Raw genomic sequence first — 23,163 nt, 5'->3', positions numbered from 1 at the left:
CAGCGTCGTCCCGAACGCTTCGGCGAACGAGCGCATACCGCTCCGCAGCAGGCCCGTGAGGTACGGTAACACTTATGTGTCGCGTTCTGTCATATAGGCTATGGACTTTCGCGAACCGTCCGAAGCCGCACAGATCAATCGGGCACTCGACGACTTCATCGACCAGGAAGTCGCGCCGCTCGAGAACGAGCACGAACAGTTCCTCAACGAGGATTACGAGAAGAATATCGTCGACGAGGACCACCGACAGGTACCCGAATACCGCGATATCGTCGAGACGATCCGCCAGAAATCGGTCGAAGCGGGCTTCTACGGGATGACGATGCCGGAGGAGGTTGGCGGAGGCGACGTTGATATCCTCACGCGCGCAATCGTCGGCGAACACGTGTCGAACCGGCCGCCGGGATTTCACAGCGCCATCTTCGGCGGGGCCGGCGGACCGACCCCTATCCTGCTCGCCTGTGACGAGGAGCAACGCGAGGAGTACCTCGAACCGTTGATGAACGGCGAGATCACGACCTGCTTCGCGCTGACCGAGCCGGGTCACGGCAGTGACGCCCACTACATGGACACCAGCGCGGAGAAGGACTCAGTCGAGCAGAGCCCGGCAGACGCCTCGGAAACCACGGCCGCTGAGGACGGCGACGAGTGGGTTATTAACGGCCAGAAGGTGTACATCACGAACGGCCCGTACGCCGATTTCGTCATGGTTTTCGCGCGAACGAGTGGCGAGGACGGCGACCTCGAGGGGATCACCTGTTTCCTCGTAGACGCGGACAATCCCGGTTTCGAGGTCGGGAAGATCCACCGCGCGATGGGAATGACTCCCGGAACCCACTCCGAACTCTACTTCAACGACTGTCGAGTCGGCGAAGAGCAGGTACTCGGCGAGGTCGGTCGGGGCTTCCAGTCGGCGATGAGCTGGATCGGCGGCGGGCGGATCAACATCGCCGCGGGCTCCGTCGGGACCGCACAACATTTGCTCGATATGTCGGTCGAGTACGCCCGCGACCGGGAGACGTTCGACAAACCGATCGGTCACCGACAGGGCGTTTCCTTCCAGCTCGCGGAGCTGGCAACGGACATCGAGCAGGTCCGTCAGCTCTACCGGTACGCGGCCTGGAAGATGGACAACGGCGAACGCGCTCGCAAGGAGGAATCGATGGCGAAACTCCGCGGCGCGCAACTCGCCAACGACGCGGCCGACGTCGCGATGCAGGTTCACGGCGGTGCCGGCTTCATGAAAGAGCTCCCGATCGAACGCAACTACCGCTCGGCCCGCGTCTTCCGCATCTTCGAGGGGACCGACGAGATCCAAAAGCGGACGATCGCTCGGGAACTCATCTGAAGCGATGAGCGACCCGACAGATCGTGCAGCGGGACCGCTCCCGGTGCAGATCACGCGCCTGGACTTCGACATCGAGTGGCCGCCCAAACACGCCGCCGCGTACGTGATTGAAACCCCGGATCCGATCGTCATCGACACCGGAAACCCCGACGAACGAGCCGAGACGACGATCCGGGACGGGCTGGCAGTGCAGGGGTACGAACTGGGTGATGTCAACGCAGCCGTCGTCACCCACCCACACAGCGACCACATCGGGCAGGTGCCGCTGCTTCGCGAGGCCGGTGCGACGGTGTACGCACCGTCGGCGGTGCTCGAACAACTCGAGCGCGATCCGGACGACCTAGCCAACGGCGTCCGCGACATCGGTGTGTCCGCGGGCTACCGAGGCGAAGCGATCGAACGCGAGATCGAACGCGCGCAGGACTCGCTGCGCCGAAACCGGCAACTGCTCGAACCGACCGACGCCGTCGGCTTCGAGTTCGGCGACTCGTTCGAAGCCGCAGGGCTCGAGTTCGAACCCGTCCACACGCCGGGCCATCAGATCCACCACGCCAGCCTCGCGGTGACGGTCGGCGATCAGCGGATCCTCTTCAGCGGCGACGCGCTCATCGAACCGTTTCGGCCCGGAGCGATCCACGTCGGGATCGACTACGGTGCCTACGAGGCCGTAGACGCGTTCCACGAGGCGATGGACCGACTCGAGGGCCGCTCGTTCGATCGCGTGTTTCCGGGTCACGGCCCCGTCTTTACGGACTCCGAGCGGGCCATCGAGCACACGCGCAACGAACTCCAGTCCCTCACGGCTGACACGCTCGAGGCCGTCGTGACTATCGGCCCCGCGACACCGATGGAACTCACCCGCAATCGAGTCGGTGAGGTTCGGCATCCGGCACAGCTTCTCGATACGTTGGGCGCGCTCGGGACGTTAGAACGACGAGAGCGGATCGAGTACGTGGAGCACGACGGCGTCCGGGAGTACGCCGCCAGAAAGGCATCACTGTGATCGAACGGGAGACGACCCGACCGTCTCAGACGACCCGGTTCTCGAGGTCCGCGCCCTCGAAAAACCGATCGTAGTTCCGGACGAAGACGTCGGCACACCGCCTCCAGTAGTGCGGCGTCGCCCCGGCGACGTGGGGAGTCACGAGCACGTTGTCGTGATCCCACAGCGGCGAGTCCTCGGGGAGCGGTTCCTCCTCGAAAACGTCCAGCGCAGCACCGCGGAGTTCGTCTGTCTCGAGCGCCACCTCGAGTGCTCGCTGGTCGACGACGCCACCACGTGAAATATTGACGAGAACCGACTCATCGGACACTGTCGCCAGCGCATCGGCGTCGATCAACCCCCGCGTCTCGTCGGTCAACGGACAGGCGAGTACGAGGTAATCGCTCTTAGCGAGAACGCGCTCGAGATCCGCGGGTCCGTAGACGGCGTCCAGCGTCGCCGGCGCATCGGTCGGATCGCGTTTGACGCCGACGGTTCGGGCACCGAACGCGGTGCAGTATTCGGCGATCTGCGAGCCGATGGCACCGACGCCGACGATGCCGACCGTCCGGTCGCCGAGTTCGCCGGCGACGTAGCGCTCCCACTCTCGGTTGCGTCGTTGGGCGATCGCGCGATCGAACCGCCGTTCGAAGTGAAACAGATATCCCATCACCTGCTGGGCGACCGGCCGTGCGTGGATGCCCGATACGGTCGTTAGCGCCACACCGCGCTCGGCGAGCGCGTCGTGATCGTAGGCGTCCGTTCCCGCGCTGAGCGCTTGTACCCAGCGCAGGTCGTCGGCGGCGGCCAGCACGTCCTCCGGGAGTCTGCCGGTCACGACGATTTCGGCGTCGGCGACCGCCTCGAGAACGCCCTCCTCGTCGGAGCGCTCGAGGTCGATGTCGGGACGGCGCTGGCGAATCTCGTCGACCAGAAGCGGCCCGCCCTGCTCGAAAACGTACGGCGTTACGACAACGGTCATAGATTGCGATCCTCGTACTCGGGTTCGCGTCGGACGCGTGCAGCGATTCTCGGTCGGTGACAGCGGATACGAGGCAGCATACGCATGCCTTGGGGCGATACTGATAAAACAGTACGGTCCGCGATCACCGTTCGAGCGGCGATTCGCCGCTCCGTAGTGGGATACTCGCGAGTGATTCTCCGCTCGCCTTCTTCCGCCCCGTGAGTGACCGACGACGCGGTTTGCTCACGAGGGGTCACTGGATTCGGGGGGTCGGTTCTGTCGTCCCGTCCCGAGGGACGATGCATCGTGTGGAGACGCAGTATGATAACTATCGGTGATGATCCGATAAACCGTTGGAAAAATGGTGAAGATTTATATGGTTGGTCCAACCTCTTATTCTGTACGGTGTGCCTTGATCACGAATGACACGGAATGCTATCGGCAGACGACGGGTACTCACGGGAACCGGTGTGGGAATTGCGACGGCGATAGCGGGCTGTATCGGCGGTGGCGGCGGTAGTGACGAGGACGTCCACTTCATCACGGATTACTACAACGACCAGTGGGAGTCCCTCTGGGGAGAGCTCGAGTCGGAGTTCGAGGACGAGACCGACGCCAGCATGAACATCGAAGAGGGCGGGATGTCCGGCACGCAGGAAGGTCGTCTCGCTCGGCTGATCCAGGCGGGCGACCCGCCGGATGCGAACACCTCGACGTTCGATCAGGTGGCCGACATCTGGGAAACCGGCCAACTCGAAACCGTCAACGACGTCGTCGGGTCGATCGAGGAGGTCAACGGAGAGATCAATACCGACGCCTTCCTCGGTGAGGGGGACGATATTTACCAGATCCCCCACGGGCTCTACGTCTCGAACTTCCAGTATCGGGCGGACGTCTACGAGGAGCTCGGGCTGGAGGAACCGGAAACGTTCCAGGACGTTCTCGACAACGCCCGGGTTATCGACGAGTCGGACGTCGATACGCGAGGGTATGGCCTAGCCGGGATGCCGACGGGCAAGAGCCAGGACGAATTCCTGGTCCTCCTCGCGAGTGCCGGCGTCTCCGGCATCGGTCTCCGCTGGAAGGACTCGGAGGCGCGCGAAGAACTCGAGGTTCACTTCCCCGAAGAGGAGGTGACGACGGTTCTGCAGTACATGAAAGATCTCTCCGAGTACTCGCCCGACCCGACCGGCATCGGCTGGTCCGAGTCGCTCAGCCAGTGGGTACAGGGCCAGTACGCCCAGTGTTATCACCTCAACGCCTGGCCGGTCGGCGTCACCGCGCTCACGGCCGAGGCCCAGGACAGCGATCCCCTGCGCGGGCTAGCCGAAGCTACTCAGGTCAAGGCGTACCCGACCTGGGACGGGATCGACACGGACGAGAACTGGCTGAGCGCCCCGGCCCCGGACGGCTACCACATCTTCTCGGGCGGCGACAACACGGCGGATGCCACGGAGTGGTTCGAGTGGCTCTACGCCGACAGCATGGAGCGGACCGTGCAATTCTACGAGGCGGATCCGGGTCGGTTCCTGCCGACCTACGCCGACGTGCTGGCGTCCGACGCGTTTCAGAATCAGGGCATCTTCCAGGCCCATCCCCACCTGCTCGAGAAGCTTCAGTACTGCCAGGACGAGATCTGGGGCAACCACTACGGCAGCGTCGACGAGGCCAACATCTCCTCGCCCGAGTCGCTGTACATGCAACGCCAGTGGTTCTACGGCGAGATGGTCAACAACGTGGTCACCGATTCGATGACCGTGGACGAAGCCTACGAGTGGGGACTCGGTCGGCTCGAGGAAGAGTTTGCGAACGCCCAGGAGCAGTTCGGATAGTCGACTGCGGGCACGACGACCCCACTTGACCGCGTTCGGCGCGGAACGAACCGTTTGCGAATGACCGTGGGATTAACATACATGGCTATCGAGGAACCGATACATGGCCGGTGAACCTAGAGAATCGTTTCGACCTCGCACGGCGTACATCCCGTGGGACGAGTTGCCCATACAACGAGAGACCGTCGTCGGGATCGGGACCGTTCTCCCCGTCGTCATACTGTACTTACTCATCGCGGTGCTCCCCATCGCCTTCGCGTTCTGGGCGTCGTTACACGACATCCACACGCTCAATCCGGAGTGGGAGTGGGTCGGCCTCGACAACTACTACGAGGTCCTGAACATCACCACGTTCTGGGGGTCGCTGTGGCGGGGACTCGTCTACATGGTCGGCAGCACGCTCATTCAGCTCACCGTCGGCCTCTGGATGGCGGTCGTACTCAACCGCATCACCCGCGGACAGAAGCTCTTGACTGCGGTGGTCTTTACGGCCTACCTGATCCCGACGATCATCGTCTCGCTGGTGGCGCTACGAGTGTTCGACCCGGCTGGTGGCGTGTTCCAGATGATGGGTGCCGAGTGGTTCGGCCTGTGGGGCGCTCGCGAGGCCCCGCTGGGGTCCCGGGAGTGGGCCATGCCGTTTTTGATCCTGATCGGCAGCTGGAAGTTCAGCGTCTTCGTCACCATCTTCACGCTCGCACAGCTGCGCGCGATTCCCGATCGATTCTACGAGGCGGCAAAGGTGTGCGGTGCGAACCGATGGCAGATGTTCCGGGACATCACGCTCCCGCGTCTCGTCGGGATCATCCTGGTCGTCGTCCTGCTCCGGTCGATCTTCATGTTCAACAAGTTCGATATCATCTGGCAGCTCACGCAGGGCGGCCCCGGTAACTCGACGACCACGCTCCCAGTACTGGCCTACAAGACCGTCTACACCAATCAAGCCTACGGGCTCGCCAACGCGATCGCCATCGTCATGTTCCTGTTCCTGCTCGCGGGGGCGATCGGCTACTTCATGATCTTCAACCCGAGCGAGGAGGTGGAAACGACAGCATGAGCCAGAACGACCCACCGGGCGGCCTGTTCGGCCTCTCCTACGACGGTGAAACTCGAGTTTTCGAGCGGCTAAAGCTCGTCAGCACCGCGATCATCGTGCTCGTCGGTGCCTGGCCGATCTACTGGATGACCCAGCTCGCTTTCACCGAGTACAGGGTCGTCGAGGACGGCGTTACCGTCTTCCCCACCCCCGAAATATTCACGTTCGGTAATTTCACGGTGCTAACAGACCCGCGGATGTACACCTACATGTTCAATACGGTCGTGGTGGCCATCGGCACCATCGTGACGGTCGTCATCGTTTCGCTGATCGCCGGCTATGGCCTCGCGCGACTGAACTTCCCGTACAAGGAACACTTCGCGCGGATCCTCCTGATCGGGTATCTGTTCAGTCCCATCGTCATCGGCATTCCGCTCTACCAGATCTGGCGGTCCATCGGGTTGCTCGGAACCCGCGTCGGGCTCATTATCGCACTATCGGCCGTCTCGATGCCCTTCGCGGTGTGGCTGATGTGGAAGTACATTATGACGATCCCAGAGGCCCACGAGGAAGCCGCGTGGGTCGACGGAGCCTCGCGCTGGCGGGGCTTTCGCGACGTCGTCATACCCCAGTGCCGGCCGGCGATCATCGCCGCGGCCCTGTTCGCCTTCGCACTCGCCTGGAACGACTTTACGTTCGCACAGATTCTCCTGCCGTCGACCGACACCACGACGTTTGCACCCGGCATCCTCCGGGCGATGGGACAGGCCCAGTTCCTGCCGGACGCCTACCTGATGGCGATCTCGCTGGCCATGACGCTGCCACCGCTGCTGTTCGCCTACTTCATGCAGAGCTACCTGCTGAAGGGGTTCCAGGTCAGAGCCCTCTGAGATCGGATACTGAACGATAACTAACACCCACGAGACACAACAACATATGCCAGACATCGAGATCCAGAACCTGACTAAAGTGTACGAGGAATCGGGTAACGAAATCGTTGCAGTCGACGACGTGAACCTGACCATCGCCGACGGCGAGTTCGTGACGCTGGTGGGACCTTCGGGCTGCGGAAAGACGACGACGCTTCGGTGCGTCGCAGGGCTGAACACGCCGACGAGCGGCAAGATCCACTTCGGCGACCGCGACGTAACGGAGACGCCGGTTCAGGAGCGCAACATCGCGTTGCTCTTTCAGGACATCGCGCTCTACCCTCACATGAGCGTCCAGGAGAACATGGCTTACGGCCTCAAGATCGTCGGGTTCTCGCGAGAGGAGCGCATCGCCCGCGTCCGAGAGGCTTCGGAGTTGCTCCAGATAACCGACCAACTCGAGAAGATGCCCTCCGAGCTCTCCGGCGGGCAACAACAGCGCGTCGCGCTCGGCCGCTCGCTCGTGCGCGATCCGGAGGTCTTCCTGTTCGACGAACCCATGTCGGATCTGGACGCCAAGCTCAAGGCCGAGCTACGGCCGGTCATCGAGAAGGTGACCGACGAGATCGGCTGTCCAACGCTGTACGTGACCCACGACCAGGAGGAGGCGATGACGATGTCCGACCGCGTTGCGGTCATCAACGACGGCAAACTGGCCCAGGTCGCCCCGCCGAAGGAGATTTACGACGAGCCGCGCTCGGAGTTCGTCAGCCAGTTCATCGGCCAGCCGTCGACGCAGTTCTTCGACGGGAACGTGAGGGCCGTCAACGGGACCGCCGAGCTGGTGGTCGGTAGTTACGAGTACGAGTTCGGCCGCGAGGGCCTCGAAGGGTGGGACGGCGACGACATCCGCGTCGGCCTCCGACCGCAGTACATCACCGTCAGCGACGACTCCGAGGCGGGTATCCCGGCGAGGCACCTGCTGGACGAGCCCCTGGGCGACGCGACCCACAGCTTCTTCGAGACGGAGTTCGGCGAGGTCGTCGTCGTCACCGGCCCGGACTTCGAGGGCAACGGCGAAGCGTACGGGCTCGTCTTTCAGTCCGAGTACATTCGGCTGTTCGACGCCGACACCGGCGTCAGGATCGCCTAAGTTTCGACCACGACGATTAGTTTTCGCGTGCGCCGTCCGCTCGAGCGGCCGCATTCGTGTTCATATCGGCCGAGACCGCCCCGTCGCGATCCGTCGGTGCCGTCGAGCGAACGACGATCGTTCCGCCAACGTGGTCGCCGAGGCGACGGCCGTCCGTCGCCAGCGCCGCCGCGAACCCGATCACGAGCGGCGGGACGCCGAGCAGATCGACGTACAGAAAGAGGTTTCGCACGGCGCTGGCGCGGTAGGTGCACGGACGCCCGTCCGCCATGACGACCAGCAGGCCGCGGTTGACCTTTCCCGGCGTCCGGCCGTACCGCCACTCGAGGACGAACGAGTAGGTGGCGTAGATCGGCAGGAGCACGAGCAGCGACAGGGCGACGACGTACCCCCCGAGCGCCTCGTAGGGTTCGCTGAACACCGTGCTCAACGCGTAGATCACCGGAAACTCGATCAGGACGTAACAGATGAACAGATCGATCGCCGCCGCAGCGCCGCGGGCGAGCACCACGTCGCGGTCGCTCGCGGTCTCCAGTTCCGGCGCCGGTTGCCTTCGGGTCGGCAGGAACCCGTCCAGTTTCCAGTCGATCACGGTGTCACCGCCCCGCCGTTCATGGCGGAATCATTCACACGGCTGCACAAAATACCTGCCCTCCACCGACGCCGAGGGTCGGCCTCGACCGCGCTCACTCCATGCGGACGTCCGATCGGAGCGTCACGAGGAAGTAGATTAGCAGGAGGATGGTGATCCCGCCGAACACTTGCGCGTCGATCGAGAGGTAGCCGTCGACGCGGTACAGCAGAACGCTGGTGACTGCCAGCACGACGATGGAACCGGCGGTTTGCCACCGTTCTTGAATTTTCTCGAGGGCCACCGACATCGGGGGCTTCTCCACCGCGTCCGACGCCGTACGGATATCTTTCAGACTGGCATCCTCCGAGGCCTGCCTCGTCGTCTCTCCCCTCATATGTAACGGTTGTTACCGCCCAGCGTAAATAGCTATGGGTGCCGGGAGCGAGATCGACGCTCGCGTGGACGACGTCGCGGATAGCGTTCACATATCCTGTGCATACGTCACACGGACGTAACCGGTCGCTCATCGAACAGACGCTCGGAGCATCCGGATCTCGAGGAGCCGTCGCTGCTCGAGGAGGCCGAAATCGACGGTTCCCCGTTCGAGGACTTCTATGGACGTGTCGGCGATGACGACGACGTCCGCTCGTCCACGCGCCATCGCATCGCCGACGGTTCGACGCGCAGTATCGGCCCCGGCCGAGACCGATCGCTCGAGGTCCCCCATCCTGGGACGGAGTACCGCCCGTACCGAGGGGATCGAGCCCCCGCTCAGTCGTCGGTCAGCGACGCCGTCGCCGACCCGGTGAGCAGCGTCTCGCCGCGCTGGTTCGTCGCCTCGAGGTCAACTTCGACGCGTCCGTCGTCGGACTCGTCGTCGACGATCTCACCCGTTCCGACGATCGAATCGCCGGGGAAGACCTGCGACCGGAAGCGGACGCCGAACGACTCGATCGACTCGAGTTCGAACCAGTCGGTGACGACCCGGGACGCGACGCCGGCCGTGAACATTCCCTGCCCGAAGACGCTCTCATTGCCCGTGGCGCGGGCGTAGGGCTCGTCGTAGTGGATCGGATTGAAGTCCCCGCTTGCGCCGGCGTACTTGACGAAGTGCTTTCGCTCGAGGTCCTTGACGACGACCGTTGGTCCGGTATCGCCGACCTCGACCTCGTCGATGGAGCGGACCGTGGAGACGTCCTCGGCGATGGGTACCGTCCCCCCGTTGGCTGCGGTATCTGCCTCCTCGGCGTCGGCGCTCGAGTCGCTGCTGTCGTCCTCGTCGTCCTGGACGGCACCGGACGTTTCGATGGCGGTCGCACGGTCGGTGAGCACGAGGTCACCGCTCTCGTCCCGGTATGCCGTCTCGTAGACGGCGAAGGTCATCGTCCCGCCGCGGCCGCCGTCGCGCTGGAAGACCTCGACCAGCGTGGTCGTGCCCGTGAGGACGTCGCCGACCTGCAGCGGACGCTCGTACTCGTAGGCCTGCTCGCCGTGGAGGACGTACTCGGGCTGAAACCCGAGGTCGAAGCCGTACCCCTCGAGGTCGTCGGGCCGATACCGCGGGAACCGACTGACGCGCGGATACGTCGGCGGCGCGGGGATGTCATTGAACCCGCGTTCTCGAGCGACGGTTTCGTCCCGGAACACCGGGTTCGGATCGGTGATCGCTCGGGCGAACTCCTCGACCTTGCCCGCCTCGATCCGAAATCCCTCGACGGTGACCCGCGAGTCGCCGATCATCCCCTCGAGTTCGGCCAGCGGCTTATTCGGCACGGGATTCACCTCGGGCGAGCGAGCGTCGCGATGAGCCGTTCTGACGATCCGCCGTCCCCACGCGGGGTTTCCCTTCGGGCCGGTTTCGATCCATTTCCGGTAGGGTTTCGTGACGAGTTTCATAAGCGTATTCCTCACGGTTGCTCTCGTGTCCCGTAGAACGGGTATCAGAACCACGGTGGCAGCGAAACGACGGCCTCGATCCGTAGAACTCGTCGAAGTCGGCGATATCAGCGAATACTTTGTCAGAGAGACGATGACGATCACGGGAACGCCACGGCCGGAGTAATTCCATCACGGATGCCCCGTCTCTATTGCGCGTTGTTACCAGCAACCATACGCTTTTCAGGGTTATCAACAAATTATCGACCGTATGAACCTCGAACTCGTCCCGGCGGAGACGCTTTTCGAGCCGCCGTACGACGGAAACGTCGCTCGGTTGCTGGACAGATCGATAGCCGAACAGCCGGAGCAGGTTGCGATCGAACACGCCGGTGAGACGGTCACGTACCGGGAGTTCGACGACCTCGTCGACCAGTACGTGCGCGGGTTTCGCGGGTACGGTCTCGAGGCCGGCGACCGCGTCTGCGTCTACATTCCGAACAGCATCGACTTCTGTGCGGTCATCTGGGCGTGCTGTCGAAGCGGCATCGTCGCGAGTCCGCTGAATCCGGCCTATCGACGACGCGAAATCGAGTACCAGGTCGATCACGCCGATTCGAAGGCCGTCGTCGTCGCCGGCGACGCCGACGAACACGTCACGAGCGCGATCACCGACCTCGAGGCCGAGGTCGTCACCACCGCCGCCGAGAGTAGCCACGAGTCGCTTCCCACACTCGCCAGCGATGGCGACGGGGGACTCGCTGAGCGGACGGACGACGACATCCTACTCCAGCCGTACACGTCGGGAACGACCGGCGACCCAAAGGGCGTGCTTCTCACCCACCGCAACTTCCGGGTCCAGATCGCAAACAGCGTCTCGAGTTACAGTGCGAGCCCCGTGAGGGGCGATTCGCTCATCATCCTTCCAATGTACCACATCACCGGGTTGCTTCAGATGCTGTCCTCGCTGTGTGCTGGCCGAACGCTGCACCTGCTGCGGCCCGACCAGTGGGACCCAGGGCGCGTCCTCGAACTGCTCGACGAACACGAGATTCCCGCGTTCGTGGGCGTTGCGACCATGTTCAGTGACTTGCTCGAGGCCTACGACGCCGACGCGTACGACCTCGAGACGTTGATCCGTGCCGGCCAAGGCGGTGACAAACTGCCGAGACCGGTTCAACGGGAGTTCGAGGAAACGTTCGACGCGTCGCTCTCGGAGGGGTACGGACTCACCGAGACGACGGCGGCGACGCACACCGTCCGCTGGTCGACGCTCGGCAATCGACCCGGCAGTATCGGTCAGCCGATCGGCCATACGCGATCGAAAATCGTCGACGACCGGGGCGAGGTAGTCGATATCGGTGAGGAAGGTGAACTCCTCGTCGCCGGCCCGCAGGTGATGAAAGGGTACTACAAGAATCCCGAAGCGAACGAGGCGGCGTTCACCGAGGACGCCCCCGCGAGCAGTGCGAGCGGGGGGACGGAGGACTCGTCTTCCGGGAGGTTCTTCCGGACCGGAGACATCGCCTCCCGCGACGCGGACAACTACCACTACATCAAGGGCCGGTCGAAGGAAATGATCCTCACGGCGGGGTATAACGTCTATCCCCGCGAAATCGAGGATACGCTTTACGACCACTCGGCAGTGCTCGAGGCGGCGGTCTTCGGCGTGCCTGACGAACGACGCGGCGAAACCGTGGCCGCTGCCGTCGTTCCCAGAGCGGGGGTGACGCTCAGCGAGGGCGACGTCGAGGAGTACGTCCTCGGCGAACTCGCACCGTACAAGCATCCGCGGTACGTCGAGGTTCGCGAGGAGCTCCCGAAAACCGGGAGCGGGAAGGTTCGGAAGACGGTGTTACAAGCCGAGTTCCGGGAGGCGTACGTGTCTGAATGACGAACCGACGACGGGGAGGTCGTCGTGGTCCGGGAGACCACCGTCTCACCTCGAGTGCTGGTATTGATCTCGCTCGCGGAAATACCGCAGCCACTCGATCGAACTCGAGACGCACTGTGGACGGCGAACAGAACGTTGAACACGCAGCGAGCGAAACGGATAGGCACCTTCGATGACCGACGACACGTATTCGCCCGGCGAAATTAGGACCATCGCTCTCGCGGTCATCGCCGGAATCTTCTTCGGCGGCGTGGCGACCGGCGTCGCGTTCCCAACGCTGCCGCTTCTCGATGAGACCCTGGTGATCAGTGCGATCACGCTCAGCGTGATCCTTTCGGCCAACCGTATCGCGCGGCTGTTCATGAACACGCCGGCCGGGACGATCATCGATCGCGTCGGCGCGCGAAAGCCGATGATCGTCGGACTCTACACGCAGGCGTTCGCACCGTTCGGGTACATCGTCGGATTACACACGCCGCCGCACATCCTCGGAACGATCCCCGGATTCGGTGAGGTATCGCTTCCGGGTCTCGTGTTCGTGTTGTCGCGGCTGTTCTGGGGGATCGGGAGCGCGTTCGTGTTTATCGGCGCGTTCGCGACGATCACGTACGTAACGACGTCGAACAATCGGGGCCGCTGGGTCGGCTACATGCGCGGGGGTCAGTCGCTTGGCTTTCCCACGGGGCTCGTCGTCGGGGGCGTGTTGACCGATATTGCGAGCATGCAGGCGGCCTTTTTCGCCGCCGGGATACTCGCCCTGATCGCCGGTACCGTCGCCACCATCGTCCTGCCGGACGTTCACGGCGGTGCCGACACTGAGTCGGCGAAGTTACGAGAACTCCCGATGCTGCTTCGCGGCCGTCCGACCGTCCTCCTGATCGGCTTCGGGAACTTCACCGTCCGATTTCTGTGGGGCGGCATCATCCTGGCGACGCTCGCACGCTACGCGAGTTTCCACGGGCTCGAACTCTCCGTCCTCGAGGCCGCCGGTATCAGCGGTCTCGTGATGGGGGTCGGTGTCCTCACGATGGGCGGAACGACGGTTCTCACCGGGCGAGTTTCGGATATGATCAGCGACCGGACCCTGCTGACGGTCCCCGCGTTTCTGTCGATGACAGCGGGGTTCTTGCTCATCGCGTACGTTCCGACGATCGAAGCACTGTTCGCCGCGCTCGTGTTGATCGGCGTGGGGATGGGTGCCGCTGCGCCCGCGATGCTCGCAATCCTGGGTGATCTCACGCCGGGGGACGAACTCGGGCGAATGGGCGGCGTCTACAACGTGCTGGGCGATATCGGACTGAGCCTCGGTCCGCTGATCGCGATTCCCGCCGTCGACATCTGGTTCGGCTACCGACTGACCTACGTTCTCTGCGCTGCGCTGGTCTGTAGCTGCCTGCTGATCGTCTCCGTTCCCCTGTTGCGGAACCCCGACGTCACGACAACCGCCGCGAAGGCGGACTGAGCCGATCGAAACTATTATCGGATCCCGAGTGAGTTGTGAGTCCATGGCACAGCGATCAGCAGCCGTCGTCGGCGGCGGCGTTATGGGTGCCGGAATTGCACAGGTCCTCGCGCGAGCCGGCTACGACGTCCGCGTTCGCGAACTCAACGACGAGCTGGCCGCGGAGGCCCGCGACCGGGTCGTCTCCGGAAACTACGGCCTCGAGGACGCCGTCGAGGGCGGTTACCTCTCCGAAGCGGAGAAAGACGCGGTGCTCGAGCGGCTGTCGTTCACGACGGATCTCGACGCCGCGACCGACGGCACCGAGTTCGTCCTCGAGGCGGTCACCGAAACCCTCGCGATCAAGGGACAGGTGTTCCGCGACTTGGACGACGCGACCGACGACCAGCCGCTGTACTCGAACACGAGCGGTTTTTCGGTAACCTCGATCGCGAACGCGGTCTCGGATCCCTCCCGCGTCGCGGTGATGCACTTTTTCAACCCGGTCCCGATCATGTCGATGGTCGAAATCGTGCAAGCGCCCGAGACCGACGCGGCGGTCGTCGAGCGCGCCGAAGAACTGGTCGACGAACTCGGGAAGACGAGCGTCACCATCGACGACGATCCGGGCTCCTACGGCTTTATCGCCAACCGGTGTCACGCGGCGATGCGCGAGGAGGCCCAACAGATCGTCGACGAAGGCATCGCGACGGAAGAGCAGGTCGATACGGCGCTCGAGGAAGGGTACAACCTCCCCGTCGGCCCGTTCTCGCTGCGCGGAGTCGGCGAGGAGTGGTGACTGGAGGAGCCGCTGCAAGTCACCGCACACTTGATCGCGCGATGGCTGTGCGATCGGTGTGGAACTCGTTGCAGTTGTTACCGTGGCGTCGCCGGTCTTTCTTCGGGATGCCTCGTGACGGCTGATTCGTCCGGCCGAGAGACGGTCCACTCGGTCGAGAGCCAGAGCGTGGAACGACCGATCCGCGTGTGGTGGCGCGCGCTGTGCCGTGGCTCGTCACCGCCGAACCGCGGTTCGATGACGTGCGAGTGAATCGGTTGGAGAGGAGGCGGTATGCATAGCCGCCAGCGCGAATAAACAAACTGTCTGTTACACGCCACTCGCGCCGGCAATATTAATCTCCACGCCCTCCCCAGCCGATTCACTCGCTCCTTCCAGTCGCTCGCTCATCCCTCGCGCAGTGTCGTCGATCGTCCCTCGCTTTCGCTCGGTTCCGATCGACAGCGCGCGCCACCTCACGTGGACCAGTAGGACCCGTATCGGTCGGACGGGCCAGTCGCCGGCCCGACGCAATCCGTGGATCGTCCGTTCTGAGCGGTTACTTGCCCTGGAACTCCGGATCTCGATCCTCGCCGAACGCGGCGGCTCCTTCCGCGTGATCGTCGGTCTGCAGGAGCTCCGCGAAGAGCTGTCCGTCGTAGGCAACTCCCTCGTTCAGCCCCGTCTGGACGGCCATAGCGGCCGACTGTTTGATCGCCTGGATAGCCAGCGGTGCCTGTCCCGCGAGGTCGGTGACGAACTCGTCGACCGCGTCTTCGAACTCGTCATCGGCGTAGACGTGGTTGATGATCCCCTCGTCGGCGGCGCGCTCCGCCGAGATGTGGTCGCCGGTCATCGCCAGTTCCTTGGCGACGGCGGGGCCGGCCAGTTTCGTGACGTACTGGACGCCGCCGGCACCGGGGAAGATCCCCAGATTGACTTCCGGAAAGCCGACGGCGCTGCCCTCGCTCGCCAGCCGGAAGTCACACGCGAGCGCGGTCTCGAGGCCGCCGCCCAGACAGTAGCCGTCGATCTTCGCGATCACGGGCACCGGAAACTCCCTGATGAACTCGTAGTGGGACGGCTCGGAGGACGCCCCGGCCGAATCCGACGAGAAGCCGCCGACGTCCGCGCCGGCACAGAAGGCTTTCTCACCGGCCCCCTCGAGCACGACGGCTCGCAAGGCGACGCCCTCCGCCGCTTCGTTTTCGGCCTCGAGTCGCCGGAGCCCCGCAACGATATCGTCCCTGAGTTGGCCGTTGAGCGCGTTGAGCGCGTCCGGGCGGTTCATCGTGACCGTTCCCACGCCGGTTTCGTCGTCGAATTCCACCATGACCGTGTCGAAATCTTCGTCCATGGCTGACGATCACGATCGATCACCAAATAACGTCTGGATCGGCGGCGGCGAATCGGGAGCCGTCGGTGACCGCGAACTCGAGCCGATCCGCGCGCTGACCGTCGCGTTACCTACCACCGTCGTCCTCGCCGGTCTCTCGATCGGCGACGTCCGTCGAGCGCGCTCGAGCAGAAATCCTATCACGCTCGTTGTCTTAGGAGGCCCATGAACAACGCAGTCATCGTCGATGCGGTCCGGACGCCCTTCGGCAAGCGGGACGGCTCGTTCCGCGACACGCACCCGCAGGATCTGGCGGCGAAACCGCTCGAGGCGCTCCGAACGCGCACCGATTTCGAGCCCGAGACGATCGAGGACGTTATCTACGGCTGCGTGACGCCGATCGACGAGCAGGGGCTCAACATCGGCCGACTCGCACCGATGATCGCGGGCTGGGGCGATACCGTTCCCGGCGTCCAGCTCAACCGGATGTGTGGCTCCGGCCAGCAGGCGGTCAACTTCGCGGCGGCGAACGTGATGGCGGGTCAACACGACGTGCTGATCGCGGGCGGGGTCGAACACATGACCCGCGTCCCGATGGGCTCCGACGGGGCCGACGGCGTGGACGGTAAGAGCGCCGTTACGGACACCTACTTCGAGCACTTCGACGAGTTGACCCACCAGGGAGAGGGGGCCGAACGCATCGCCGAGAACTACGACTTCACGCGCGAGGAACTCGACGAACTCGCCGTCGACTCCCAGCGCCGATGGGGCGACGCCTGGGATGAGGATCGGTACGACGACCAGATCGTTCCCGTCGAAACCGAATTCGACGGGGAGCGGGTGCGCGTCGAGCAGGACGAACACCCGCGGCCGGCTACCGACCTCGAGACGCTGTCGAACCTTCCGCTGTCCTTCCGCCAGGAAGGCGAGGGCGTCCACCATCCCGGCAACTCCTCGGGGATCGTCGACGGCTCGTCGGCGCTGCTGATCGCGAGCGAGGCGGCCGCCGAGGAACACGGCTGGGAGCCCATGGCCCGAATCGTTCAAACGGAAGTCGTCGGCGTCGACCCCGTCACGATGCTCACGGGACCGATTCCGGCGACCGAGGGGGTCCTCGAGAAGGCCGGCATAGATATCGAGGAGATCGATCTGTTCGAGGTCAACGAGGCGTTCGCCTCGGTCGTGGGCGCGTGGCTCGAGGAGACCGGCGTCTCCTGGGAGGCCGTCAACGTCAACGGCGGCGCGATCGCCCACGGCCATCCGCTGGGCGCAACCGGCGCGGCGCTGCTAACGAAGTTGGCTCACGAACTCGAGCGGAGCGGGCAGGACCGGGGGCTCTCGACGATGTGCGTCGGCTTCGGGCAGGGCGTCGCGACGATCATCGAACGAGTGTAGGGTCGGGCGAGACGGGGTTGCCGTTCCGACCTGTCCGAGTTCACACACGATGACCTTGGCGAAACCCTCACACGGAGATGGATTTCACCGGTCGTGCTGAGCGCGTATCTCGCCCCGCTGCGCCGTGTATTAGTTGGCGATAATCCGGGCGATCCAGACGATCGGGATCACCGGAATGGCCAATCCGGTGACCAGAAGTACGATGGCGATTACGACTTTCTCGGCGCGACTTGATCCGTGCCAGATCGACTGCCACATATCATCGATCGCCCGTGCCGTTCGCTGAATCAATCCAGGCATAGATGATACTGAAGGTATAGGGACGGAAAATTTCACGGCATGCAAAGGACTGGTTACCTCCGGAGAACGCCGCTCGAGGCTCGAGGCTACTCGTCCAACGCGTCGATGCGCAGGCCCTCGTCGAACTGCAGCGCGTTCTCGATCTCCGTTTCGTCGACGTCCTCGAAGGCCCAGCGGGCGATCGAGCGGCGGTGGACTTCGTCGGCCCCGTCGACGATGCGGAACGCGCGGACGTTCTCGTAGAAGTGTGCGATCGGGAGATCCTTCCCGATGCCGTTGCCGCCACAACACTGCAGCGCGAGGTCGATGGTATCCTGGGTGACGTTCGCGGTGAACATCTTGGCCATCGCGACCTCGATGCGGGCGTCGCTACGGTCGAGTTCGCGCGCGGCGTGACGGACCATACAGCGTGCCGCGTGCAGGCGCGTTTCGGCGTCCGCGATCCGGTGGCGCAGCGCCTGTTTCTCCTCGAGCGTCGTGCCGAAGGCCTCGCGCTCGCTGAGGTAGGCCTTCGCGACGTCGAGCGACCGCTCGGCCATCCCCGAGTAGCGCATGCAGTGGGTGAGTCGGCCGCCGCCGAGTCGCATCTGTGCGATCTGGAACCCGTCGTTTTCCTCGCCGATCGTGTTCTCGACGGGGACGCGGACGTCGTCGAACTTCACCTCGGCGTGACCGCCCTCGCGTTCGGTGATGCCGTGGCCGCCGACGTGGGGGATGTTGCGTACGACGTCGACGCCGTCGGCGTCGGCCGGGACGAGGATGATCGACGTTCCGGAGTAGGGGTGGGCGTCCAGATCGGTCCGGACCATCGTCAGATAGAAATCGGCATCGAGGCCGTCGGACGTCCACCACTTGTGGGCGTTGATGACCCACTCGTCGCCGTCTTTGACGGCCGTACTCTGGAGCATCTTCGGATCCGAGCCGCCGCCCTGTTTGGGCTCGGTCATCGCGAACGCCGAGGAGATCTCGCCCTGAACGAGCGGGCGCAAGTACTCCTCTTTCTGCTCTTCGGTACCCACCATCTCTAAGGTGTGCATGTTCCCCTCCTGCGGGGCGTTCGCGCGGATCGCGAGCGCGCCTATGAGCGACCGGCCGACCTGCTCGAACGACGGCAGCATGTCGCTGAAGTCGAGGCCCTGGCCGCCGTACTCCTCGGGAACCTGCGGCGCGAACAGGTCGCGCTCTTTGGCTTCCTCCCAGAAGCCTTCGATCTCGTCCATCGTGATCCGCTCGCCCGTCGCGAGCGCCTCGCGTTCGCGGGGAAGGACGACTTCCTCCAGGAAATCCTCTACGCGCCCGGCGACCTCGTTCGCTTTCTCGGAGTCGTGGTACTCCATATCGAGGCATTCACATACAACATTGTAAATGTACAACAAAGCAGTCGACTACAACGTTGTGGAAGAAAGTGATCTGGTCGCTTCGCGTCGGGTTCGCGAACCGTCTCGGTCGATTCTCGAGACGGCATTGACCCGACGTTTCGCGCCTCGAGGGGCGCGAAGTAGCGATCGACACTCGACCCATCATCCGGCGGATCGGTCCGAGTAGTTTCGCTCCGACATCGTCGAGCGCGTGAGAACGGAGGGCGAGTGAACGCATGCCGAGTCGAGAGCAGGGATGCGGCGGGTCACGAGCGGTAAGCCGGGCGAACGAACTCGAGGCGAGAGCGAAGGCCGAATCGACCGACCACCTATTATCAAGTAGTATTGATATAGCCGGAATACACAGTAATCGTATATTTTCGGCGTCCCTCAGTTCACGAGAGATCTCGAATACAGAAGATGGTTCTTTAGCCCTATATAGTCCGATAATGGCAGTTATCAGTTTTAAGCTATCGGGACGATCGGAGACTGATTCGTCTCCAACAATGTCACACAGAAACGGCCTAATTACGCCCTATAGGAAAACGAGCGGCAATATCTCTCGATACGTGATCCATTACGGCACGGCAAATTATGTCTATAGAATTTCACTGGCTAGGATTTGTTATTTTTCTGCCTGTCAGATCGCTCTCCAGCCGGCACCGGTCGATGCAGAGTGATTCGCGGGCGCTCGAGAGGGCGTCGCGAAGACGGTCTCGAGCAGGCCATGGGAGGCGACGAAGGGCGCGTCGACCGACCGGGAGTTGTAGAAGTCGATTAGTCTGGTCCCGTGCCCGACGAGAATCCGGAGAGCACCACCGGGAGCGACTCGACGGCCAGATCGAGCCGGTCAGTCATCGTCGGTCACCTCCGCGGGCGGCTCCGGGTCGCGTCCCGCCCGTCGAACCGTCGTCCTCGGGAACCGGCGTCTCCTCGTCGACGACCGACTCGAGTCCGAGTCGCCGAATCGTCTCCCGAGTCGGCCGTCCCGCTTCGTCCCAGCCCCGATATCGGTAGTAAGCGTCGAGCAGCGCGTCGAAGCGTTCCGGATCGAGTCCGTTGTCCGTGCCGTCGGCGTCGGCCTGTGGCTCGAGCAGCGCCGGGGGGAGCGCATCGTCCTCTCGGGTGAACCCCTCGCGCACGTTGAACAGTCGAACCAGGGTCCAGATCCGTTCGCCGACGGTCGCCAGTTCGGACCGGTCGTACTCGCGGCCGACCGCGGCGAGCCACTCGGCACCGAGATCGTCCGTGAGGGCGTCCTCGAGGACGTCGTCGGCGATCAGGCTCCAGAGGACGGCCCGTCGGTTCTGCTCGCCCGCGACGGCGGCGACGCGGGCGCGGTCGCTCGGCCACGGTCGTCCGAGTGCTTCGGACTCGACCGGGCGCGCGCGACGATGGCAAGCGCCGCGGTCGCTGGTCGCGTACGCGAGCGCCATCGTCTCGGCACCGCGGGGATCGTACGACGAGCAGTCCATCCCTTTGACCATCGGGATGAGGTCCTCGTCGCCGAACGCGGCGGCCGCCGCCTCGATGCCGTCGGCGAGCGCGTCGCCGAGCGACGTCTCGCGGGTCGCGATCTGCTGAATCAGCTCTCGAGCGGCCTCGTCGTCGCCGAAGGAGAGCGCTCGCTCGAGCAGCCCCTCCTGGCTCGCCCGGACCGCCCAGGCCACCGCGTTGCCCGCGGTGATCACGTCGATTCCGAGTCGGTCACAGGTCGCACCGAGCGCGGCCACGGCGTCGAAATCGTCGATCCCCAGCCCCGCCCCGAGCACGATCGGCGTCGCGCCGCGGGGGACGCTCTCGCCCGCGTCGCCCTCGACGCGGAAGCCGCCGGGGACGGCGTCGTCGTTCCGTTCGCGCTCGGACGCCCGTTCGCGAACTGCTTCGATCCCGAGTTCCGACGCGCCGTCGAACCGCCCGTCCTGCCAGCCCCGCGTCGGGAGGACGCCGACTTCGTCCGCGAAGTCGATCGTCTCCACCGTCGCGCTTGCGGCGTGCCAGCGGCCGGTCTCGCTCTCGGCTACTCGCCGCTCGTAGCGTTCTCGGATCTCCTCGAGTCCCGTCGGTCCCTCTCCGCGGGCGACGACCGCCTTGAGCCGTTTCGAGCCCATGACCGCGCCGGCACCGCCCCGGCCGGCGTGGTGGGCCCCGCCGTCGGCGGCGATGGTCGCGTACTGGACCTGGTGCTCGCCGGCGGGGCCGATACAGGCGACCCCGGCGTCGGGAAACGCCTCGCAGGTCGTCTCGGCGTCCGCACCCCGAAGTTCGTCCGCGGATTCGATCGTCGCACTTCCGTCGGCGACCGAGAGGACGACCGCTTCGTCGGCGCGTCCCGTGACGAGGATGCCGAGGTGATCCCCCAGCGATCCCGCGAGCCGCTTCGGGAACGACCCGCCGCTGTAGGAGTCGAGAAAGGTCCCGGTCAGCGGCGACTTCGTGATCGCCGCGTATTTCGCTTCACCCGGCATCGACCCCGTCACCGGGCCGACCGCGAAACACAGGACGTTCTCGGCCGACAGCGGGTCCGTCCCGGCCTCGAGTTCCTCGTAGAGGAATCTGGCTCCGATCCCCTTTCCGCCGACGTACCGCTCGAGCCACGCCTCCGGAACCCGCCCGCTGGTGACGGTCCCGGACGAGAGATCGGCCCGGAGAACGCGCGTCGGGTACTGCCGAGACATTAGGTATCGCGTACGCGGTGTGCGACCTTTAACGGTTCCCCGGTGCGATAGTCGCTGAGGTCGATATCGGCGGCGCGGAGGCGTTACCGGCGACTCGTCGCCCGGCTCGAGAACGGACACGCAACTCGTGATCGGAGACGGAGACCTGCTCGCTCGAGCCGAAATAAACCGCTTACACGTTTCCTGCTCTCTTATATCTCATGAACTTTTGTAGCAGCCAGCGGAATCACGGGTACATGCGAGCAGCCGTCATCGACGAACACGGAGAACCGCTCGAGATCGAGGACGTGGCGTATCCGGAGCCGGGGCCGGATCAGGTCGTCGTGGAGACCGAAGCGTGTGGGGTCTGTCGCAGCGACTGGCACGCCTGGCAGGGTGACTGGAGCTGGATCGGAGCGGGCGTCCCGGAGGGACAGATTCTCGGGCACGAGCCCGCCGGAATCGTCTCCGAAGTCGGTGACGACGTCGAGACGCTCGAGGAGGGCGACCGGGTCGCCGTTCCGTTCCACCTCGGCGACGGCACCTGTCCGCACTGTCGCGAGGGGCGTGCGAACAACTGCGAGTCGGTTCTTCCGCTCGGCCTCTCGGAGTACTCCCAGGGCGCGTTCGCGGAAGCGTTCCCGGTCCGCGAAGCCGACTTCAACTGCGTCAAACTGCCCGAAAACGTCGATTTTTCCGAGATGGCCGGTCTCGGCTGTCGGTTCATGACCGCCTACCACGCGCTGGCCGACCGGGCCGACCTCCGACCCGGCGACTGGGTGGCTGTCCACGGCTGTGGCGGCGTCGGCCTCTCGGCGATCCACATCGCGCAGGCGCTCGGCGCACACCCGATCGCGATCGACGTCCTCGACGCCAAACTCGAGCGAGCGGCGGAACTCGGTGCCGTCGAGACGATCAACGGAGCCGACGTCGACAGCGCCCCGCGGGAAGTCAAAACGATCACCGGCGGCGGCGCTGACGTCTCGATCGACGCGCTGGGTATCGCCGAGACCTGCCGGAACTCGGTCAACAGTCTCGGAACACGGGGTAGTCACGTTCAGGTCGGCCTGACGACCGGCGAGGAACGGGGGCAGGTCGACCTGCCCGTCGATATCATGACGATGCAGGAGATCGACTTCCACGGCTCCTTCGGCATGCCGCTCGTCCGGTACGAGGAACTGTTCAACCTGATCGCACAGGGAACGCTCGAGCCGGGCAAGATCATCGGCGAGACGCTCTCGCTCGACGAACTGCCGGAGACGCTGGGATCGATGGACGAGTACGAGACGGTCGGCATTCCCGTCATCACCGAGTTCTGATCGGCACTCTCTCTCAGCGCTCGATCGATTCGACCCGTAGAACGCGTGTTTC

Annotated in this window: 21 protein-coding genes; 12 read left to right on the top strand and 9 right to left on the bottom strand. The window is 64.3% G+C overall.

Features of this window, described 5'->3' with window-relative positions; all coding sequences use genetic code 11:
- Nucleotides 1-100: 100 nt before the first annotated feature.
- Both DWB23_RS18995 and DWB23_RS18990 read left to right on the top strand, forming a co-directional pair.
- Nucleotides 101-1,348 carry an acyl-CoA dehydrogenase family protein gene (locus DWB23_RS18995; protein WP_121744377.1) on the top strand — a complete coding sequence of 416 codons (1,248 nt, stop codon included), beginning with the start codon at nt 101-103 and terminating at the stop codon, nt 1,346-1,348.
- A gap of 4 nt (nt 1,349-1,352) precedes the next feature.
- On the top strand, nt 1,353-2,351 hold the full coding sequence (locus DWB23_RS18990) for an MBL fold metallo-hydrolase (protein ID WP_121744376.1): 999 nt from the start codon (nt 1,353-1,355) through the stop codon (nt 2,349-2,351).
- 25 nt (nt 2,352-2,376) lie between these two features.
- Here DWB23_RS18990 and DWB23_RS18985 read toward each other — a convergent pair whose 3' ends face one another.
- A complete protein-coding gene (locus DWB23_RS18985; protein ID WP_121744375.1) occupies nt 2,377-3,312 on the bottom strand; it encodes a D-2-hydroxyacid dehydrogenase in 936 nt (311 codons plus the stop codon).
- 404 nt (nt 3,313-3,716) lie between these two features.
- On the opposite strand from DWB23_RS18985, the gene DWB23_RS18980 reads away from it, so the two are divergent.
- From DWB23_RS18980 to DWB23_RS18965, 4 genes are all read left to right on the top strand, one after another.
- Nucleotides 3,717-5,126, top strand: a complete 1,410-nt coding sequence (locus DWB23_RS18980; RefSeq protein WP_238717502.1) for an ABC transporter substrate-binding protein — start codon at nt 3,717-3,719, stop codon at nt 5,124-5,126.
- A 103-nt stretch (nt 5,127-5,229) separates the two neighbouring features.
- A complete protein-coding gene (locus tag DWB23_RS18975) occupies nt 5,230-6,183 on the top strand; it encodes a carbohydrate ABC transporter permease (RefSeq protein ID WP_121744374.1) in 954 nt (317 codons plus the stop codon).
- Complete coding sequence (locus DWB23_RS18970; RefSeq protein WP_121744373.1) at nt 6,180-7,052, top strand: carbohydrate ABC transporter permease; 873 nt, start codon at nt 6,180-6,182, stop codon at nt 7,050-7,052. Before DWB23_RS18975 ends, DWB23_RS18970 begins: the two co-directional genes overlap by 4 nt.
- A gap of 46 nt (nt 7,053-7,098) precedes the next feature.
- Nucleotides 7,099-8,184, top strand: a complete 1,086-nt coding sequence (locus DWB23_RS18965; protein ID WP_121744372.1) for an ABC transporter ATP-binding protein — start codon at nt 7,099-7,101, stop codon at nt 8,182-8,184.
- Between the two features lie 16 nt (nt 8,185-8,200).
- Here the strand turns inward: DWB23_RS18965 and DWB23_RS18960 are convergent, their stop codons facing one another.
- The 4 genes from DWB23_RS18960 to DWB23_RS18945 all read right to left on the bottom strand — a co-directional run bounded on the left by DWB23_RS18960 (nt 8,201) and on the right by DWB23_RS18945 (nt 10,516).
- Nucleotides 8,201-8,776, bottom strand: a complete 576-nt coding sequence (locus tag DWB23_RS18960) for an RDD family protein (protein WP_121744371.1) — start codon at nt 8,774-8,776, stop codon at nt 8,201-8,203.
- A 94-nt stretch (nt 8,777-8,870) separates the two neighbouring features.
- Nucleotides 8,871-9,152, bottom strand: a complete 282-nt coding sequence (locus tag DWB23_RS18955; RefSeq protein ID WP_121744370.1) for a hypothetical protein — start codon at nt 9,150-9,152, stop codon at nt 8,871-8,873.
- 129 nt (nt 9,153-9,281) lie between these two features.
- On the bottom strand, nt 9,282-9,419 hold the full coding sequence (locus DWB23_RS18950) for a hypothetical protein (RefSeq protein ID WP_162989871.1): 138 nt from the start codon (nt 9,417-9,419) through the stop codon (nt 9,282-9,284).
- 110 nt (nt 9,420-9,529) lie between these two features.
- Nucleotides 9,530-10,516 (bottom strand): FAS1-like dehydratase domain-containing protein, encoded by a 987-nt coding sequence (locus DWB23_RS18945; protein ID WP_238717532.1) that lies wholly within the window; start codon nt 10,514-10,516, stop codon nt 9,530-9,532.
- Nucleotides 10,517-10,904: 388 nt separating this feature from the next.
- Between DWB23_RS18945 and DWB23_RS18940 the strand changes: the two genes are divergently transcribed.
- The 3 genes from DWB23_RS18940 (at nt 10,905) to DWB23_RS18930 (ending at nt 14,767) form a co-directional block, all read left to right on the top strand.
- On the top strand, nt 10,905-12,527 hold the full coding sequence (locus DWB23_RS18940; protein ID WP_121744368.1) for a class I adenylate-forming enzyme family protein: 1,623 nt from the start codon (nt 10,905-10,907) through the stop codon (nt 12,525-12,527).
- A gap of 172 nt (nt 12,528-12,699) precedes the next feature.
- Complete coding sequence (locus DWB23_RS18935) at nt 12,700-13,989, top strand: MFS transporter (RefSeq protein WP_121744367.1); 1,290 nt, start codon at nt 12,700-12,702, stop codon at nt 13,987-13,989.
- 43 nt (nt 13,990-14,032) lie between these two features.
- On the top strand, nt 14,033-14,767 hold the full coding sequence (locus DWB23_RS18930; RefSeq protein ID WP_121744366.1) for a 3-hydroxyacyl-CoA dehydrogenase family protein: 735 nt from the start codon (nt 14,033-14,035) through the stop codon (nt 14,765-14,767).
- A 538-nt stretch (nt 14,768-15,305) separates the two neighbouring features.
- Here the strand turns inward: DWB23_RS18930 and DWB23_RS18925 are convergent.
- Nucleotides 15,306-16,103 (bottom strand): enoyl-CoA hydratase/isomerase family protein, encoded by a 798-nt coding sequence (locus DWB23_RS18925; protein WP_121744365.1) that lies wholly within the window; start codon nt 16,101-16,103, stop codon nt 15,306-15,308.
- Between DWB23_RS18925 and DWB23_RS18920 the strand changes: the two genes are divergently transcribed.
- A complete protein-coding gene (locus DWB23_RS18920) occupies nt 16,102-16,311 on the top strand; it encodes a hypothetical protein (RefSeq protein WP_121744364.1) in 210 nt (69 codons plus the stop codon). The genes DWB23_RS18925 and DWB23_RS18920 overlap by 2 nt on opposite strands.
- The gene (locus DWB23_RS18915; RefSeq protein ID WP_121744363.1) at nt 16,308-17,477 is read left to right on the top strand and encodes a thiolase family protein; all 1,170 of its coding nucleotides are present in this window, start codon (nt 16,308-16,310) and stop codon (nt 17,475-17,477) included. Before DWB23_RS18920 ends, DWB23_RS18915 begins: the two co-directional genes overlap by 4 nt.
- Before the next feature lie 129 nt (nt 17,478-17,606).
- On the opposite strand, the gene DWB23_RS23165 is transcribed toward DWB23_RS18915, so the two are convergent.
- The 3 genes from DWB23_RS23165 to DWB23_RS18905 form a co-directional block, all read right to left on the bottom strand.
- On the bottom strand, nt 17,607-17,777 hold the full coding sequence (locus DWB23_RS23165) for a hypothetical protein (RefSeq protein WP_162989870.1): 171 nt from the start codon (nt 17,775-17,777) through the stop codon (nt 17,607-17,609).
- A gap of 86 nt (nt 17,778-17,863) precedes the next feature.
- Nucleotides 17,864-19,114, bottom strand: a complete 1,251-nt coding sequence (locus DWB23_RS18910) for an acyl-CoA dehydrogenase family protein (RefSeq protein WP_121744362.1) — start codon at nt 19,112-19,114, stop codon at nt 17,864-17,866.
- A gap of 875 nt (nt 19,115-19,989) precedes the next feature.
- Nucleotides 19,990-21,813 (bottom strand): aldehyde ferredoxin oxidoreductase family protein, encoded by a 1,824-nt coding sequence (locus DWB23_RS18905; protein ID WP_121744361.1) that lies wholly within the window; start codon nt 21,811-21,813, stop codon nt 19,990-19,992.
- A gap of 236 nt (nt 21,814-22,049) precedes the next feature.
- On the opposite strand from DWB23_RS18905, the gene DWB23_RS18900 reads away from it, so the two are divergent.
- Nucleotides 22,050-23,111 (top strand): zinc-dependent alcohol dehydrogenase family protein, encoded by a 1,062-nt coding sequence (locus DWB23_RS18900; RefSeq protein ID WP_121744360.1) that lies wholly within the window; start codon nt 22,050-22,052, stop codon nt 23,109-23,111.
- Nucleotides 23,112-23,163: the final 52 nt, after the last annotated feature.

It is taken from the genome of Natronorubrum halophilum (assembly GCF_003670115.1).
GTDB lineage: Archaea > Halobacteriota > Halobacteria > Halobacteriales > Natrialbaceae > Natronorubrum > Natronorubrum halophilum.
Note: the sequence above shows the minus strand (reverse complement) of the source record. Positions and strands in the feature narration are given on the sequence as shown.

Bases quoted from the DNA above. Each gene is read 5' to 3' on its own strand.
- DWB23_RS18995 (WP_121744377.1), top strand. From the start codon at position 101: ATGGACTTTCGCGAACCGTCCGAAGCCGCACAGATCAATCGGGCACTC.
- DWB23_RS18990 (WP_121744376.1), top strand. From the start codon at position 1,353: ATGAGCGACCCGACAGATCGTGCAGCGGGACCGCTCCCGGTGCAGATC.
- DWB23_RS18985 (WP_121744375.1), bottom strand. From the start codon at position 3,312: ATGACCGTTGTCGTAACGCCGTACGTTTTCGAGCAGGGCGGGCCGCTT.
- DWB23_RS18980 (WP_238717502.1), top strand. From the start codon at position 3,717: ATGACACGGAATGCTATCGGCAGACGACGGGTACTCACGGGAACCGGT.
- DWB23_RS18975 (WP_121744374.1), top strand. From the start codon at position 5,230: ATGGCCGGTGAACCTAGAGAATCGTTTCGACCTCGCACGGCGTACATC.
- DWB23_RS18970 (WP_121744373.1), top strand. From the start codon at position 6,180: ATGAGCCAGAACGACCCACCGGGCGGCCTGTTCGGCCTCTCCTACGAC.
- DWB23_RS18965 (WP_121744372.1), top strand. From the start codon at position 7,099: ATGCCAGACATCGAGATCCAGAACCTGACTAAAGTGTACGAGGAATCG.
- DWB23_RS18955 (WP_121744370.1), bottom strand. From the start codon at position 9,152: ATGAGGGGAGAGACGACGAGGCAGGCCTCGGAGGATGCCAGTCTGAAA.
- DWB23_RS18950 (WP_162989871.1), bottom strand. From the start codon at position 9,419: ATGGCGCGTGGACGAGCGGACGTCGTCGTCATCGCCGACACGTCCATA.
- DWB23_RS18940 (WP_121744368.1), top strand. From the start codon at position 10,905: ATGAACCTCGAACTCGTCCCGGCGGAGACGCTTTTCGAGCCGCCGTAC.
- DWB23_RS18935 (WP_121744367.1), top strand. From the start codon at position 12,700: ATGACCGACGACACGTATTCGCCCGGCGAAATTAGGACCATCGCTCTC.
- DWB23_RS18930 (WP_121744366.1), top strand. From the start codon at position 14,033: ATGGCACAGCGATCAGCAGCCGTCGTCGGCGGCGGCGTTATGGGTGCC.
- DWB23_RS18920 (WP_121744364.1), top strand. From the start codon at position 16,102: ATGGCTGACGATCACGATCGATCACCAAATAACGTCTGGATCGGCGGC.
- DWB23_RS18925 (WP_121744365.1), bottom strand. From the start codon at position 16,103: ATGGACGAAGATTTCGACACGGTCATGGTGGAATTCGACGACGAAACC.
- DWB23_RS18915 (WP_121744363.1), top strand. From the start codon at position 16,308: ATGAACAACGCAGTCATCGTCGATGCGGTCCGGACGCCCTTCGGCAAG.
- DWB23_RS23165 (WP_162989870.1), bottom strand. From the start codon at position 17,777: ATGCCTGGATTGATTCAGCGAACGGCACGGGCGATCGATGATATGTGG.
- DWB23_RS18910 (WP_121744362.1), bottom strand. From the start codon at position 19,114: ATGGAGTACCACGACTCCGAGAAAGCGAACGAGGTCGCCGGGCGCGTA.
- DWB23_RS18905 (WP_121744361.1), bottom strand. From the start codon at position 21,813: ATGTCTCGGCAGTACCCGACGCGCGTTCTCCGGGCCGATCTCTCGTCC.
- DWB23_RS18900 (WP_121744360.1), top strand. From the start codon at position 22,050: ATGCGAGCAGCCGTCATCGACGAACACGGAGAACCGCTCGAGATCGAG.